Genomic DNA, 14,786 nt, shown 5'->3' on the forward strand with positions numbered 1-14,786 from the left:
TCCGTCCGTCGGCTGTGGGTGAGGCGGGAGGGCCTTGCTCTCCGTCCCTCGGCTACTGGTGGTGGGGATGGCTTTGCTGTCCGGGTCTTCCGCTGCTTTGGCTGGCGGGGCTGCTTCGCTTCGTTGTCCGCGGGCGTGCGCGCTGCCCGGCGGTGCTGCACGGTGGTGCCGTTCGGCGGGTCTTCCGCCGCCTGGTCCTGCTTCGGCCGCAGGTGGTCCCGCTCCTTCGCCCGGTCCTGCTTCCGCCTGGTCCGCTCGGCCGCCCGGTCCTCGTTCCGCTCGGCCCCCGCCCGGTCGGGTCAGCCGCCCGCGCGGTCCGCTCGGCCGCCCGGTCCTCGTTCCGCCTGGTCCTGCTTCGGCCGCCCGGTCCTGCTTCCGCCGACGGTGGTCCCGCTTGTTTCGGTGCCGACCGGGCCTCTTCACGGTTCAGCTCTGCCGCGAGCGTGCTTGCGCTTGGCCTGCTCCTGCCTGGGCCTCCGTCTTCGGTCGGGCCCGGCTTCCACCGGGCTTCGCCCTCTTTTGGCTGCACTTGCGCCTGAACCCTCGAGCGGCATTCAGCGGCCGGCCCTCACCACCACCTGGCCCCTGCACGACTGTGCCTCTCGTGGCGTCACGAGGGTGCCACTCGTGCGATCGCGGCCGCTCCCGCCGCCTCACGCTCCGCGCTGGCCCTGGTCTGCCCTGGCCTGGCCCCCTGCCGCCTGCCCCGCCCCCGCTCCCTGCTCCTGCGCGACTTGGGCCTCTCGCGCGGTCGCGAGTGGCCCCGCCGCTCAGTTCAGTTCGCGGCGCAGCTCGTCCAGGCGGTCGGCCACGTCGGTGGCGGTGGCGGGTGCGAAGTGGAGCAGCTGGTCGTCGTAGTGCGGTTTCGCCTGGACGGTCCACCGGCCTTCGGCGTTGTCGTAGACCCGGAGCGGGAAGCGCGGGTGCCGGGGCTGTCCGGTGTGGTCGCGGACCTCGGCGTGCAGCTCGGCGATGAAGTACGGCTCGAGCGAGGCCAGGTAGTCGGCGCGCATCACCGCGCGGCTGGGCCGGGTGCCGTTCAGCTCGGCCTGGCGTGCGCCGCGGACCTCGCTGCGCAGCACGGTCAGCGACGGCTCCGGGGACTTGCGCACGTCCTGGGGGAGGACGTCGGCGAGGACCTTGCTGAGCCGGTCGCGCTGGAAGGTCCGGACCGAGACCTCCTGCCCATCCCGCACCGCGACGACCCCGAACCGCTGGTCGGCGGCGACGAGGGTGGAGATGTTGACGCCCCGCGTGGTGTCCGACAGCCACCCGAACCGCGCCTCGGTGGGGGTGGTGAGCAGGCGCGCGAGGTCGGCGAACGTCGGCTCGTCGCGGGTGGGCACGTGGAAGCGCGCGAGGGCGGCGTCGGCGGCGCGCCTGAAGGCGACGTCGGCGTCGTCGGGGCGCCACACGGCCTGCGGTGCGAGCGCGAGGTGCAGTTCGGCGCCGGTGACCTTGGCGACCATGGCCGCGAGGAGGTCGACCTGGAACCGTTCCGGTTCGGCGAACCACATGGCGTTACTGGCCGAGCACCGGCGGGGAGACGGTCATGCCCGTGACGGGGTCGACGGCCTTCTCGCCCTCCGCGGTGAGCTGGAAGTGCTCGTCTTCGTCCACGATGTACTTCCGCTGGTGCTCGCCGTCGTCCTCCCCCTTGCCGCGGTTGCCCGCTCCGGCGCCCATGGCGCCCGGACTGCCGGCGGCGCCACCCCGACCGGCCGCACCGCCGCCGCCACGGCCGAACGACTCACCCGCCGCGGCGGCGTTCCCGGCGCCGAAGCGCTTGCCGTCGCTGAGGGGGTTGCCGCCGCTGCCGGGCCCGAAGCCGCCGGCGCGGCCTGCGCCGAAGCCGCCGCCACGGCCCGCGCCGCCCGCGCTGAAGCCCCGCCCGGAGCCGACGCCGCCCCGTCCCGCCCCGGCGCCTGGCCCACCTGCGGGGTTGGCGCCGCGATACCCCGCGGTGCTCCCGTAGCCGGGGACGCCATACGCGCCGGGATTGCCGTAGTTCCCGGCACCCTGCTGGGGAGGGCTGTAGGACGCCGCCGCGGGCGGTGCGTAGGCCGCGTCGGAGGCGACGGTGCGCCCGTCGGCCGGGATCTGCCCTGCCGGGGCCTGGTAGGGCCCCGACAGGGACGAGGTGCCGCCGGTGACGCCACCGCCGCCTCGGGAGGCACCCCCAGCGCCCCCGAAGCGCGGACCGTCACTGGTCGGCTTGTTCTGGATGTCGACGCCGCCGCCCGGCTGGGCGCCCTGGGTGACCCCGAGCACGCCGGCGTCGAGGGTGCCGTAGGTGGTCGGCATCTTCGCGCCGTTGTCGCCCGAGGTGGTCGACCAGGACTGCATGGCCTCGACGTTCTGCTTGGCGGCCGCGTTCGCCGCCGCCACCTTGACCATCTGGCTGAGGTCACCGTTCGAGTCGCCAATGATCTCCTTGAGCGCCGGAGGGGTCTGCGGAACCTCCGGCACCGGGACGACCTTGTTCTTGGTGTCGAAGAAGGCCTGACACTGGTTTCCGATGAGGCTGTGTGCCGTGCTCATGGCGCTGGCGGCCTCATTGTGGGAGTAGGCCAGCCTGCTGACGCTCAGTGACGCACTGTCAGAGGCCTGACCGGTCCAGCCATCAGTCATCGCTCCCGTGAGCGACGTGATCAACCTGCTGCGTATCTCGTACTTCTTCATCACTTCGCCCAGGTTGTCCTGGGATTCCTGAAGGTTCTCGGGCCCCGGTGCATCGCGGAAGTTGACGTATATCTGCTGCGCTGTCATTCCGCTGAGCGATGTGGTGCTACCCAGTACTGCACCGGTCATCAATGCCCCCCGGCCTTGATCGTCGAAATGATCCGTTCCGCCACATTCGATGCAGCCCTGCAGTTGTCCTTCTCGGCCTGTCCTGTGACGGCAACCGTCAGCAGCATCTCGTCATTGATCCCCACACCGAGGTCGCACCGACCCTGTGAACGGGTGTCCGCGACGTTGCTGAAGACGCCCGGGTAGCCACCCGTCGAGGTCGGCACGAAGTAGCCGCCTTCGAACAGTCCCGCCGCGTGCTGGTCGTATTCGTTCTGCAGCCCGTTCCGGGAGTCCGGCACCACGTACGAGACCTGAATCTTCCATTCGAGATTGGCGCCGAACTTCCAGTCGCAACCCTTCAGGCCGCCGGCGGTGACCCTGGTTTCTTTCCCTTCGCCTTCGATACCGAGGTCGCTGAGCTGCTCAGCGCTGAGGCTCTCGCACGGGTGATCCACGAGACCGGCGGGGTCAAGTGGGTCTGCGACCTGGGGTGCTCGCTCCCTCTGCGCCGCTGGAGAGGTCGACGACGCGCTACCGCTACTTGGAGTTGTCCCAGTCGCTCCGCCGTCTGAGCAAGCAGCCACACCGAGTAGCGCAATGCTCAGCAGGGTGATACCCGCCAGTGTCCTGATCTTGGTCACTTGTTCCCCTACAGGTAGAGCCCGCGGTCGTCGCCGGTGTCAGGAGCACCCTGCAGGCCTCGTCGGGTCTCCTCGTCCTGAGCCTGGTAAGTGCCGTTCGCCTTTCTCAGGGTATCGACCCACGCCTGAGCGTAACTACGCAAGCTCGCATTGTGTTCGATGGCCGCCTGAATGGATGCACGGATTTGCTGCGCGTTGTTCGCAGCTGGCGGATCAGCAGAGGGCGGAGTCGCGAGGCGCAGGGCGGCCCGCAACTGCTCCTGGTCGTCGTCGATCCCGTCCCGCAGTTCCTCCCACTTCGGGATCAGCTCGGCGATCTGGTCGGGGTCGAAGCGGTACCCGGCGCCTCCCACGGCGCTCAGGCCCGCGCCCACCGTCGGCCCCATCGGGGCCTGCCCGTTGCCCTCGGTCATCTGTTCCCTACCCCCTGTGCGGAACGCAGTTCAAGGTGAGGTTAGCGCGACCGGATCACCCACGGCGTCCGGTTGGTCGAAATCGCCGCATAGCATGAGTCACATGCCGGTACGAGAAGCCGAGGTCAGGGACGTCGACGAGATCTGCGCGCTCATCGAGGAGCACGCCCGTTACGAGGGCAACGACACGCTCACCCTCGACCGCGCCGAGATGACCAAGCACCTGTTCGGTCCGGAGCCCAAGGCGTGGGTCCTCATCGCGGAACCGCCCGATTCCGACACCGTCGCGGGGATGGCCTTCTGCTCCTGGAACTTCTCCACCTGGGAGGGGCGCCCGGGGATCTGGCTGGACGACCTGTACGTCCGCCCCGAGTACCGCCGCCACGGGCTGGGCAACGAACTGCTCGCCGCGCTGCGGGCGCGCACCGATGGGCGCGTCGAGTGGGACATGCAGGAGGGCAACGAGCGTGCCGCGGCCTTTTACGCCCAGCTCGGCGCCCAGCCGGTGCCGGGCTGGGTCCGCTACCGCTGGTCCCCGGGGAGTTAGGCAAGGCTGACTCCCACCGGGGGCCGCACGTAGAGTTATTAGCATGCCTGACAGTCCGCACCGCTCGTCCTCCTCGTCGATCGAGGACTACATCCGGGTCATCTACGGCCTGGTCGAGCGCGGTGAGGCCGTCACCAACACGACCCTGGCCGGCCGCCTCGAGGTGAGTCCCTCGTCGGCGTCCGGCATGGTCACCAAGCTCGCCCAGCAGGGCCTCGTCGAGCACGTCCCGTACCGCGGCATCGAGCTGACCCCCGAAGGCCGCCGCCTCGCGCGGGGCGTCCTGCGGCGCCACCGGCTCATCGAGACCTACCTGGTGCAGGAACTCGGCTACACCTGGGACGAGGTCCACGGCGAGGCCGACGCGCTCGAACACGCCGTCTCCGACCGGCTCATCGAACGAATCGCGGCCAAGCTCGGCAACCCGGTCCGCGACCCGCACGGCGACCCCATCCCGGCCGCCGACGGCAGCGTCGAGGAGGTCCCGACCCGCCTGCTCGACGAGATGGAGCCGGGCGCGGTCGGGCAGATCGTGCGCGTGTGGGACACCGACCCGGACATGCTGCGCTACCTCGCCGACCACGCCATCGCCCTCGGCGAGCGGATCGAAGTGGTGGAGCGGCAACCGTTCGGCGGCTCGCTCGTGGTGAAGGTGGGCTCGGGCGCCGAAGCGGCGACCCACGCGCTCGGCAAGGAAATCGCGCAGGCGCTGAGCGTCGCCGTCTTCTGACGGTGCGCCTCCCGACGTAGGCGGCAAATCCGCCGACGAGCGGACGCGGTGACGAGCCCGACGGGGTCACCATCGACCGCATGACTGACAAACCCTTCCGCTTCGGCCTCGTCGCCGGGCAGATCACCCACCTCACCGACTGGACCGCCCTCGCCCGCCGCACCGAGGTCCAGGGCTTCGACACCCTCCTCTCGCCCGACCCGCTCGGCGGTCTGGACCCCTTCACCACCCTGTCCGCCGCCGCGGCCGTCACCACGGAGCTGCACGTCGGCACCTTCGTCGCCGTCGACGGGTTCCGCGACCGGCGGCTGCTGGCCTGGCAGGCGGAGAGCCTGCACCGGCTCACCGGCGGCCGCTTCGAACTCGGCCTCGGCACCGGCCGCCCTGGCGCCGAGAGCACCCTCCGGCGGCTCGGCCGCGAGTTCGGCACACCGAAGGAGCGGGTGGCGCACATCGCCGAAACCGTGCGGCACCTCAACGAGCAGGAGGTCCGCCCCAAACTCCTCCTCGCCGCGGGCGGCCCGAAGATGCTGGCCCTCGCCGGGCGGGAAGCCGACATCGCCACCATGGCCTGGCAGCCCCGCACCACCGAAACCGAAGCACGGGAACTGGTCCGCGCCGTCCAGGACGCCGCGCACGGCCGGGACGTCGAACTGGCCATGAACCTGCTCGCCGTCGGCGACGAACCCGCGCCGTGGCTGGAGCGCTACATCGGCACCACGATCGCGGACCTGGTCGCCCACGACTCCGTCAGCGTCCTGCCCGGCAGCGCGCAGCAGGCCGCCGACACCCTCCTGCGCCGCCGCGACGAGCTGGGCATCTCCTACGTCACCATCAACTCCGGCTACGCCGACCGCTTCGCCCCGATCGTGGAGCTGCTCAAGGGCCGCTGACGCCACGTAGGGTGTCGGGGTGCGCGCAGTCGTCTTCACCGAGTTCGGAGCCCCACCGCAGGTCCGCGACGTGCCCGACCCGGCGCCCGCCCCGGACGGCGTGGTCGTCGCGGTCGAGGCGACCGGCGTGTGCCGCAGCGACTGGCACGGCTGGCGCGGCCACGACAGCGACATCACCCTCCCGCACGTGCCCGGCCACGAGCTCGCCGGCCGGATCGTCGCGACCGGCGACCGGGTGCGCCACTGGTCACCCGGTGACCGCGTCACCGTCCCGTTCGTGTGCGCCTGCGGCGCGTGCGACCAGTGCGTCACCGGCAACCAGCAGATCTGCGTGAACCAGACCCAGCCCGGGTTCACGCACTGGGGATCGTTCGCCGAGCTGGTCGCCCTCGACCACGCCGACGTCAACCTCGTCCGCCTGCCCGACAACCTCGCGTCCAGCACGGCCGCGGCGCTCGGCTGCCGTTTCGGCACCGCCTTCCGCGCCGTGCTGCGGCAGGGGCGGACGACCGCCGGCCAGTGGGTCGCCGTGCACGGCTGCGGCGGCGCGGGCATCTCGGCGGTCATGCTCGCCGTCGCCGCGGGCGCGCGGGTCGTTGCCGTCGACCTCTCACCCGAAGCCCTTGCGCTGGCGGCGAAACTCGGCGCGGAAGCCACTGTCGACGGCGGCCAGGACACCGCCGCCGCCGTCCGCGACATCACCGGCGGCGGCGCGCACGTCTCCCTGGACTGCGTCGGCCTGCCGCAGACCTGCGCGGCGTCGGTGGCGAGCCTGCGGCCCCGTGGCAGGCACGTCCAGGTGGGGTTGATGCCGCCGGGGCAGGGGATCCCGCCGATCCCGATGCACCGCGTGATCGCCGACGAACTGGAGATCCTCGGCAGCCACGGCATCCAGGCCCACGAGTACCCGGAGATGCTGGCGATGGTCGAACGATCCACAATGGACCTCAACGCGCTGATCGGCCGTCGCATCACGCTGGACGAAGCACCGGCAGCGTTGATGGCGATGGACGACCCGGTCGGCGGCGCCGGCGTCACGGTCGTGGAGTTGCGCGTGTGAAGGCCCCGGGGAGCTACCAGGAGCTGGCGGAGCTGCTCCGGAGCCGGTTGCCGAAACTGGCCTCGGGGCAGCTGCGCCTCGCCCACCTGCTGCTCGCCGACCCGGAGGGCACGGCCTACCGCGGCATCTCGGAGGCCGCGCGGTTGCTGGAGATCCGCGAGTCGTCGGTGACGCGGTTCGCGAACTCCCTGGGGCTGCCGGGTTATCCGGACATCATGGAGCTGTGCCGCACCTGGGTGGCCGAGCAGGCCCAGGTTGCGCGGCGCACCGAGCACGCCGCCGAGGCGGAGCCGGGTGGCCTGCTCTCCGCGGTGCTGGAACAGGAACAGACGAACCTCTCGCGCACTTTCAGCCACCTGGAGCGGCCCTCGTGGCTGCGGGCCGTGGAACTGCTCGCGCGGGCGCCGCGGGTGCACGTGATGGGTCTGCGCGAGTGCCGGCCGGTGGCGGACCTGGCGGCGCAGCGGCTGGGCGAGGTCCTGCCCGCCGTACACCGGCTCGGCGGCGGCTCGCTGCCGGACGAACTCAGGGAACTGTGCGAGGACGAGGTCCTGCTGGTGTTCTCGGTGCGCCGCTACGCCGCCGACACGGTCCGGGTCGCCGGGTACGCCAGGGAAACCGGGCTGCCGGTGGTCGCGTTGACGGACAACGCCGCGTCGCCGTTGGTGGAGTCAGCCGAGGTGGCACTGTTCGCGGAAACCAGCGGCGTCTCGCACAGCCGCTCGCTGACCGCGCTGACGGCGCTCACCCAGGCGCTGGTCACCGAGGTCGCGATCGAGCTTGGTGACCCGAAACCGGACCACCGCCTGCTCGACACCCTGCACTTCTACTACTGAGCAACGAAAAACCGCCCTCCCCGCTCGCGGCGGGGAGGGCGGCCTTCGCACCGGAACTCAGTACCGGCGGTCGATCACGGTCCCGTTCGGGTACCACTGGATGTAGCCCCGCTGGAAGTTGTTCCGCCTGCCGCCATCCGCGGCGAACTCACCCGTGGTCGGGTAGCCGAGGTACGACGTCTCCCAGCCCAGGGCCGCCCACCGCGCCCGGATCGCGCCGTAGATCTCGTGCGCGCCCGTCGACGGCGAGAAGTAGATCGACGCCGCCTTGTCGAAGTGGTTGTACCGGCCGATGCCGTCCGGCGTGATCAGCTCGTCGGTGGCCGGGTAGCCCATCGGGCCCGCCTCCCAGCCGGTCTGCTGCCACACCTGCCGGATCAGGCCCCAGATCGAGTGGGCGCCGTTGGCAGGCGTCCAGTAGATCGAGCCGTCCTTGCTGAAGTGGTTGTACCGGCCGATGCCGTCCGGCGTCACCAGCTCGTCGGTCGTCGGGTAGCCGAGCGGACCGGCCTCCCAGCCCTTCTCCGCCCACTTCTCCCGGATCACACCCCAGATGGCGTGCGTGCCGGTGTTCGGCGAGAAGTAGATCGACGCCGTCAGCGAGCCGGTCGTGCCGATGTAGTGGTTGTACTTGCCCACCCCGTCCGGCGTGGTCAGCTCATCGGTCGTGGGCGCGCCGAAGCGGGTGTGGCCACCCAGCTCCAGGTACTTGCCGAGGATCGCGCCGTGCACCTCGTGCACGCCGGTTTGCGCCGACCAGTACATCCGGCCGTTGGCGTACACCCGGTAGTTGACGTTGCCGTCCTGCACCTCGGGCGCGGTCGGGGCGCCGAGCAGCGTGCGCACGGCGGCGTCGCTGTTGTAGCGCTGGTCGATCGCCGTCGCGTAGGTCGCGGTCAGCGTCAGGTCCGAGGTGACCGTCAGCGTCCGCGTCCGGCTGGTCGACCCGTCCTCCCACGCGGAGAACTTGGACGCGCCGTCGGAGGCGGTTTCCGCGGCCACCACGTCGAGCGTGACGCCCTCGGTCACCAGCGCGGTGTTCACATTGCCCTCGGACGGGATCTGCAGCGACGCGGGCACGTTCGACTTCAGGGTCAGCCGGTGCTGGCGCGGCCAGGCCGTGTAGCTGGTGCTGGTGGACACGCCCGCGCTGTCGGTGGTCGTCGCCGTCAGGACCATCCGGGAGTCCGGGTGGTCGGTGAACGGGACGCTGAAGCTCGAGCCACTGGCGCCCACACCGGGGTGCGAGTGGCACGTCTCCTCCTCCGGGCAGTGCAGCACGATGGAGGTCCAGTTGACCTGCAGGTCGCCGTCCTCGGCGTCGGTCGCGGTCGCGGCCAGCGACACCGGCTCGCCGATCGCGAAGTCCTGCGCGGACGGCTCGGTCAGCGTGATCACCGGCGTGTGGTTGGCCGGCGCGACGGTGAACGACGTGGTCCCGGCCTTGTTGAGCGGGTCGCGCACGGTCAGCGTCGCGGTGAACGGGCCGTCGGAGCTGTAGGTGTGCGTGGTGGTCACGCCGGTGCCGGTGGTGCCGTCGCCGAAGTCCCACGTGTAGGTGAGCGTGTCGCCGTCGTAGTCGGTCGACTCGGACGCGTCGAAGGTGACGGTGCGGGTCGCCGGGTCGCTGGTGGTCGTCGCCTTCGCCACCGGGGTCGTGTTGCCCGTGACGTAGCTCAGGCGGCGCAGCTTGCCCGTGTAGATGTCCGCGTAGACGACGTCGCCGTTGGGCGCCGCGGCGAACTTGACCGGACCGCCGATGTCGGTGGCCAGCGGTGGGTCCTGCGGCGCCTGGGTGAGGGTGCCCGCGGTGTTCCAGCGCGCGGTCCACAGCTTCTTGCCGACGTAGTCGCCGAAGAAGAACGCGCCCTGGTACTCGGCCGGGTAGCTGGATCCGGTGTAGACGAGGCCGGCGGTGATGCTGTTGCCCTGGTTGGAGGCGTCGCCGTGGTGGTACTCCCACAGCGGCGCGCTGTTGGTCACCGACGCGCAGCCGGGCAGGTCGGCGTAGCCGGGGGTGCGGTGGTTGCCCTCCCAGCACGGCCAGGCGTAGTTGCGGCCCGGCTGCACCAGGTCGAGCTCCTCCCACTCGTTCCAGCCGACGTCACCGACGACGGGCTGGCCGCTGCTGGGGTCGAGCGTGAACCGGAAGGGGCTGCGGAAGCCGCTCGCGAACACCTTGCTGCGGGTCGCCGTGGGGTTGGCCGCGTCGTAGTACGGGTTGGTCGGCACGCCGCTGCCGTTGGCGTTGATGTGCAGGACCTTGCCGTTGAGGGCGTTGACGTCCAGGGTCTTCAGCGCGTTCTCGTCGACGCGCGTGTAGTCGGAGTTGTCGCCGATGGAGACCCACAGCGTGCCGTCGTCGGCCGCGATGAGACCGGTCATACCGTGCACATCGGAGCTGCCGGGCATGTCGATCAGCGTCTGCTCGCCGGTGATGCCGGTCGGGTCGGGCGAGCCGGTGACCGTCCACTTCGCCAGCCGCAGCGTGAACGACGTGCTGCCGGGCACCGAGCGGATCAGGTAGATCGCCTTCGAGGTGGCATAGTCGGGCGCCACAGCCACACTGACGAGACCCAGGTCACCCTGGTTGCGCACGCTCAGGCTGCGCAGCGTCCGCGTGGTCGCGCCGTCGGCTGAGGTCCAGTTGAGCTTGCCGCTCTTGCCGGTGCTCAGGTAGCTGCCGTCCGGCAGGTAGGCGAAGTCGGTGAGGTCGTAGGCGTTCTGACCGGTCGGCTGGTCGAGCAGCACGAAGCCGGGCGGTGGCGCGGCGGCGGCCTGCGGGGCCGAGATCGCTGTGACCAGGCCCAACGTGATCAGCCCCGTCCCGATGAACGCGAGTAAGCGTTTGGCTAACCACCGAGAGTGCATGTATCCCCCTTCCAGGCGTACGACTTCTCTTCGCCTGAAAGGGGGATTTCGTTGCTGAGAGTTATTGATCTGTGATGCAAGATCGGTTACACGAACGCGCTCTCGCCGGTCACGGCCTTGCCGACGATCAGGGTGTTCATCTCGCGGGTGCCCTCGAAGGAGTAGATGGCCTCCGCGTCCGCGAAGAACCGGGCCACGTCGTAGTCCAGGACGATCCCGTTGCCGCCGAGCAGTTCACGGCACCAGGCCACCACCTCGCGCATGCGCGCGGTGACGAACGCCTTCGCCAGCGACGACTGCTCGTCGCGGAAGATCCCGGCGTCCTGCAGGCGGGCCAGCTGGACCAGCATGCCCCACGACGCGGTGACGTTGCCGAGGCTTTTGACCAGCAGGTCCTGGACGAGCTGGAAGCCGGCGATCGGCTTGCCGAACTGCTTGCGCTCCTTGGCGTAGGCGAGCGCCGCCTCGTACGCGCCGATCATGACGCCCAGCGCCTGCCAGGCGACGCCGCCACGGGTGGCGCGCAGGATCTCGGCGACGTCCCGGAACGAGCGGATGTTCCGCAGCCGGTTCGCCTCCGGCACCCGCACGTCGCTCAGCGTGATCTCGGCGTTCTCGACGATCCGGAACGCCACCTTGTTCTCGATCTTGACCGGGACGAAGCCCTCGGCCGGGGTCTCCACGACGAACCCCTTGACGCGGTTGTCGTCGACGTCCCGCGCCCACACGACGACCAGGTCGGCGAAGGTGGCGTTGCCGATCCACCGCTTGGCGCCGTTGAGCACCCAGGTGTTGCCCTCGCGCGTCGCGGTGGTGCGCATGCCGCCCGCCACGTCGGACCCGCCGAGCGGCTCGGTCATCGCGAACGCGCCGATCTTGTCCATGGCGGCCATGGCGGGCAGCCAGCGGTCGCGCTGCTCCTGATCCCCGCCCGCGTATACGCTGTACATCGCCAGTCCGTTGTGGACACCGAAGAAGGTCGCCACGGACGGGTCGACGCGCGAGTACTCCGCGGCGAGCATCCCGGTCAGCAGGTGGCTGCCGCGGGGGAGCGGGTCGCCGTAGCCCTCGTAGGCCGCGCCGGCCAGGCCCAGTTCGCGGAACTTGCCGATCAGCTCACGCGGGAACTCGCCGCGCGCCCAGTACTCGTTGACCAGCGGCTTGACCTCGGTCCGCATGAAGTCGCGGGCCCTGAGCAGCGTCTTGCGCTCCTCTTCGGACAGCAGGTCCTCGTAGCCGTAGAAGTCGGCGCTCATTCGGTGTCTCCTTGCCCTCGGGCGGCGAGGATCGCGAGCTGCTTGCGGTCGCGGTCCGCCGCGAGTTCGGTGTATGCCTTGTCGCCGTAGGCCTTCTCCACGGCTGCGATGACGCGCTCGGTGGCTGCCGGGTCCGGCTGCCCGGGCGTGATCCGCTGCATCGACGCGCCGATGTGCGTCGCGAGGTGCCGGTACCCGCCGGGACCGCCGCCGAGGTGTGCGCCGAGGAACGGCCCGACGGCCGCCCAGCGCAGGCCGAGCGAGTTGACCACGACCTCGTCCAGCCCGGCCGGATCGACGACGCCCTCCTGCACCAGGTGGATCGCCTCGCGCTGCAGGGCGTTCTGCAGCCGGTTGCCGACGAAGCCGGGCACCTCCTTGCGTTCCACGACCGGCACGCGGCCGAGCGAGCGGTAGAACTCCACGGCTTCTCGCACGGCTTCTTCGTTGGTGCGCGGGTTGGGGACGACCTCGACCAGCGGCATGATGTGCGGCGGGTTGAACGGGTGTCCGATGAGGACACGCGAGCCGTCGATGTCCGCGGTGAACTCGCTGGACGGGATCGCCGAGGACGAGCTGAGCAGCAGCGCGTGCGCGGGCGCCTCGGCGACCAGCCGGGCGAACAGCTCGCGTTTGAAGTCCAGCCGCTCGGGTCCGTTCTCCTGCACCACGTCCACGTCGCGCACGGCCTCGCCGACCGAGCCCGCGATCTGGACGTCGAGGCCGCCCAACGCTTCCGCGAGGTCCGGCCGCGGATCGCTGACCCGGACCTCGTGGCCGTGCGCGGCGAACAGGGCGGCCCAGGACAGCCCGATCGTGCCTGCGCCGATCACCGCGATCTTCATGACGCCTCCAGGTAGTCGTGCACCGGGTTGACCGGCGCCAGGGTGAGATCGGTGAGCACGTGGCTCGCCGAAACGACCTCCCGCACGGGCAGATCGGCCAGCGGGGCGAGGACGTGCTCGAACAGCTGCAGCCGCGCGGGACCGGTCCACGCCTCCTTGACCGTCACGTCGGTGATCCGGGTGCGGACCAGTTCCGCGACGCGTGGACGGCCGTCGTAACCGGGGACGATCTTGAGCATGAACGTCGGGACGGCGATCTGCTCGCGTGCCTCGGCGCGGTCGAGCGGGTGGTGCTTGTAGCCCATGGTCGCCGTCGCGACCCGGAGCGTGCCGTAGTCGAGCGTCCCGACGAGGGCGCCGTGGTCGACGTACAACCGCGGCGCGCCAACGGTTTTCGGGTAGGCGCTGACTTCGCGGCCGGACGCGGTGGCCGGGAAGTTGTCCAGGTGCATCGCGTGCAGGTACTCGCCGCGCTCGTCGCCGAGCCGCACCGGGATCGCCTGCCCGGCCTCGGTGTAGGGGCCGTAGCCGCTCACGTCGCCCATGCGCATGACCTCGAAGCGCACCAGCGGCTCGTCGATCTCCAGCGGCTCCGGGACGACGGCCCGCAGCGCGTCGAAGTCGGTGCGGTAGACGATGTTGAGGTACTCGCGGTCGGTGAACCGTGGCACGACCGGCGCGTAGGCCGGGTTGGTCAGCGGGGTCGTGTGGCGCCGCGCGACGTCGGTGGCCCTCATCGTCCGCTCACCTCGCGCAGCACCTCTTCGGTGTCGGCGCCGGGCACCGAGGGCAGACGGCGGATTTCGGCCGGGGTCGCCGAGAACCGGACCGGGATGCCCGCCGTGCGCACCGGGCCTTCGGTCGGGTGCTCGACCAGCCGGATCAGACCGCCGTCGCGGACGTAGGGGTCCTCGTCGGCGCGGTCGAGTTCCAGCACCGGCGCCATCGGAATGCTGTGCTTCGCGCAGACTTCCGCCCATTCCGCGGTCGTCAGCGCCGGGGCGCACTCCTCGATCAGGTCGGCCAGCGCGTCCTTGTCCGCCGAGTCCACGTAGTCGCCGTTCACGCGCGGGTCCTCGGCCAGCTCGGGCCGACCCGCCGCGGCGAAGAAGTCCCGGAAGTTCTGCGGGTTGTACGGGATCACGCACGCCAGTCCGTCCTTCGTGCGCACCGCGCGGTGGCCCTGCCCCATGGACAGCGGGAACCCGGTGGGCGCCGACGGCGGCTCGAAGGTGTGCCCGGCGAGGTGCTCGACCAGGTTGAACGCGATCAGCGTGTCCGTCATCGGGATCTCGACGTGCTGGCCCCGCCCGGTCTTCCGCTGGTGCAACAGCGCGGCGAGCACCGAGTAGGCGATGGTCAGCGCGGAGACCTTGTCGCCGAGGATCGTCGGCAGGTACACCGGCTTGCCCAGCGCACGGTTCGCGATGTCGACGAGCCCGGACGCGGCCTGCACGGTCTCGTCGTAGGCGGCGTGGCCCGCGCGGTCGGAGTCGCCGCGGAAACCCTGCGCGTGCGCGTAGACCAGCTTCGGGTTGCGCCGGGACAGCTCGTCGTAGGTCAGGCCGAGCCTGCCGAGCGCGCCCGGGCGCATGTTGGTGATCAGCGCGTCGGCGGTGTCGATCAGTTCGAGCGCCCGCGCGCGCTGCTCGTCGTCCTTGAGGTTCAGGGCCACGCTGCGCTTGTTTCGGTTCACCGCCATCGCCAGCGCGGTCATGCCCGGCGTGTTGCGGTAGTGCCCGTTGCGGGCCGAGTCGCCCGGCGCCTCGATCCGGATCACGTCCGCGCCCAGGTCGCCCAGGATCTGCGCGGCGTACGGGCCCATCACCACCGTGGAGAGGTCGATGACCCGGATCCCGTCGAGTGGACCACTCATCACTGCTCCTCGTTCTCGTCCTCAC

The 14,786-nt window shown here is 70.7% G+C and carries 14 protein-coding genes; 5 read left to right on the forward strand and 9 right to left on the reverse strand.

Going from position 1 to position 14,786, the window contains the following annotated elements; all coding sequences use genetic code 11:
* Positions 1–770: 770 nt before the first annotated feature.
* Genes ACCP09_RS25080 through ACCP09_RS25095 form a run of 4 tightly spaced genes read right to left on the reverse strand, consistent with a single transcriptional unit; the run spans position 771 to position 3,847 of the window.
* On the reverse strand, positions 771–1,517 hold the full coding sequence (locus ACCP09_RS25080) for an ESX secretion-associated protein EspG (RefSeq protein WP_433750760.1): 747 nt from the start codon (positions 1,515–1,517) through the stop codon (positions 771–773).
* Positions 1,518–1,521: 4 nt separating this feature from the next.
* Positions 1,522–2,769 carry a hypothetical protein gene (locus ACCP09_RS25085; protein ID WP_433750763.1) on the reverse strand — a complete coding sequence of 416 codons (1,248 nt, stop codon included), beginning with the start codon at positions 2,767–2,769 and terminating at the stop codon, positions 1,522–1,524.
* 41 nt (positions 2,770–2,810) lie between these two features.
* Positions 2,811–3,434: a DUF3558 domain-containing protein gene (locus tag ACCP09_RS25090; RefSeq protein WP_433750766.1), complete on the reverse strand. Its 624-nt coding sequence runs from the start codon at positions 3,432–3,434 to the stop codon at positions 2,811–2,813.
* A gap of 8 nt (positions 3,435–3,442) precedes the next feature.
* Complete coding sequence (locus ACCP09_RS25095) at positions 3,443–3,847, reverse strand: hypothetical protein (RefSeq protein ID WP_433750769.1); 405 nt, start codon at positions 3,845–3,847, stop codon at positions 3,443–3,445.
* A gap of 103 nt (positions 3,848–3,950) precedes the next feature.
* Here ACCP09_RS25095 and ACCP09_RS25100 point away from each other — a divergent pair, with 103 nt between their 5' ends.
* The 5 genes from ACCP09_RS25100 to ACCP09_RS25120 all read left to right on the forward strand — a co-directional run bounded on the left by ACCP09_RS25100 (position 3,951) and on the right by ACCP09_RS25120 (position 7,913).
* Entirely contained in the window at positions 3,951–4,394 is a 444-nt protein-coding gene (locus ACCP09_RS25100) for a GNAT family N-acetyltransferase (RefSeq protein WP_378335086.1), read from the forward strand.
* Positions 4,395–4,437: 43 nt separating this feature from the next.
* Positions 4,438–5,124, forward strand: a complete 687-nt coding sequence (locus ACCP09_RS25105; RefSeq protein ID WP_020416828.1) for a metal-dependent transcriptional regulator — start codon at positions 4,438–4,440, stop codon at positions 5,122–5,124.
* Between the two features lie 80 nt (positions 5,125–5,204).
* Entirely contained in the window at positions 5,205–6,017 is an 813-nt protein-coding gene (locus ACCP09_RS25110; RefSeq protein ID WP_027933906.1) for an LLM class flavin-dependent oxidoreductase, read from the forward strand.
* 19 nt (positions 6,018–6,036) lie between these two features.
* Positions 6,037–7,077 (forward strand): zinc-dependent alcohol dehydrogenase family protein, encoded by a 1,041-nt coding sequence (locus ACCP09_RS25115; RefSeq protein ID WP_433750774.1) that lies wholly within the window; start codon positions 6,037–6,039, stop codon positions 7,075–7,077.
* Entirely contained in the window at positions 7,074–7,913 is an 840-nt protein-coding gene (locus tag ACCP09_RS25120; protein WP_027933908.1) for a MurR/RpiR family transcriptional regulator, read from the forward strand. Before ACCP09_RS25115 ends, ACCP09_RS25120 begins: the two co-directional genes overlap by 4 nt.
* A gap of 57 nt (positions 7,914–7,970) precedes the next feature.
* Here the strand turns inward: ACCP09_RS25120 and ACCP09_RS25125 are convergent, their stop codons facing one another.
* The 5 genes from ACCP09_RS25125 to ACCP09_RS25145 form a co-directional block, all read right to left on the reverse strand.
* A complete protein-coding gene (locus tag ACCP09_RS25125) occupies positions 7,971–10,724 on the reverse strand; it encodes a PQQ-dependent sugar dehydrogenase (RefSeq protein ID WP_433750778.1) in 2,754 nt (917 codons plus the stop codon).
* Between the two features lie 146 nt (positions 10,725–10,870).
* Entirely contained in the window at positions 10,871–12,040 is a 1,170-nt protein-coding gene (locus tag ACCP09_RS25130) for an acyl-CoA dehydrogenase family protein (protein ID WP_433750781.1), read from the reverse strand.
* The gene (locus ACCP09_RS25135) at positions 12,037–12,885 is read right to left on the reverse strand and encodes a 3-hydroxyacyl-CoA dehydrogenase NAD-binding domain-containing protein (protein ID WP_378335090.1); all 849 of its coding nucleotides are present in this window, start codon (positions 12,883–12,885) and stop codon (positions 12,037–12,039) included. Before ACCP09_RS25135 ends, ACCP09_RS25130 begins: the two co-directional genes overlap by 4 nt.
* Complete coding sequence (locus tag ACCP09_RS25140) at positions 12,882–13,622, reverse strand: acetoacetate decarboxylase (RefSeq protein ID WP_433750784.1); 741 nt, start codon at positions 13,620–13,622, stop codon at positions 12,882–12,884. The genes ACCP09_RS25135 and ACCP09_RS25140 overlap by 4 nt, the downstream gene beginning before the upstream one ends.
* The gene (locus tag ACCP09_RS25145; RefSeq protein WP_027933913.1) at positions 13,619–14,761 is read right to left on the reverse strand and encodes a CaiB/BaiF CoA transferase family protein; all 1,143 of its coding nucleotides are present in this window, start codon (positions 14,759–14,761) and stop codon (positions 13,619–13,621) included. Before ACCP09_RS25145 ends, ACCP09_RS25140 begins: the two co-directional genes overlap by 4 nt.
* Positions 14,762–14,786: the final 25 nt, after the last annotated feature.

It is taken from the genome of Amycolatopsis sp. 3B14 (assembly GCF_050958625.1).
GTDB classification, from domain to species: domain Bacteria; phylum Actinomycetota; class Actinomycetes; order Mycobacteriales; family Pseudonocardiaceae; genus Amycolatopsis_E; species Amycolatopsis_E thermoflava.

Excerpts from the sequence above, each read along its gene's own strand:
- ACCP09_RS25080 (WP_433750760.1), bottom strand. The coding sequence starts at position 1,517 with ATGTGGTTCGCCGAACCGGAACGGTTCCAGGTCGACCTCCTCGCGGCC.
- ACCP09_RS25085 (WP_433750763.1), bottom strand. The coding sequence starts at position 2,769 with ATGACAGCGCAGCAGATATACGTCAACTTCCGCGATGCACCGGGGCCC.
- ACCP09_RS25095 (WP_433750769.1), bottom strand. The coding sequence starts at position 3,847 with ATGACCGAGGGCAACGGGCAGGCCCCGATGGGGCCGACGGTGGGCGCG.
- ACCP09_RS25100 (WP_378335086.1), top strand. The coding sequence starts at position 3,951 with ATGCCGGTACGAGAAGCCGAGGTCAGGGACGTCGACGAGATCTGCGCG.
- ACCP09_RS25105 (WP_020416828.1), top strand. The coding sequence starts at position 4,438 with ATGCCTGACAGTCCGCACCGCTCGTCCTCCTCGTCGATCGAGGACTAC.
- ACCP09_RS25110 (WP_027933906.1), top strand. The coding sequence starts at position 5,205 with ATGACTGACAAACCCTTCCGCTTCGGCCTCGTCGCCGGGCAGATCACC.
- ACCP09_RS25130 (WP_433750781.1), bottom strand. The coding sequence starts at position 12,040 with ATGAGCGCCGACTTCTACGGCTACGAGGACCTGCTGTCCGAAGAGGAG.
- ACCP09_RS25135 (WP_378335090.1), bottom strand. The coding sequence starts at position 12,885 with ATGAAGATCGCGGTGATCGGCGCAGGCACGATCGGGCTGTCCTGGGCC.
- ACCP09_RS25140 (WP_433750784.1), bottom strand. The coding sequence starts at position 13,622 with ATGAGGGCCACCGACGTCGCGCGGCGCCACACGACCCCGCTGACCAAC.
- ACCP09_RS25145 (WP_027933913.1), bottom strand. The coding sequence starts at position 14,761 with ATGAGTGGTCCACTCGACGGGATCCGGGTCATCGACCTCTCCACGGTG.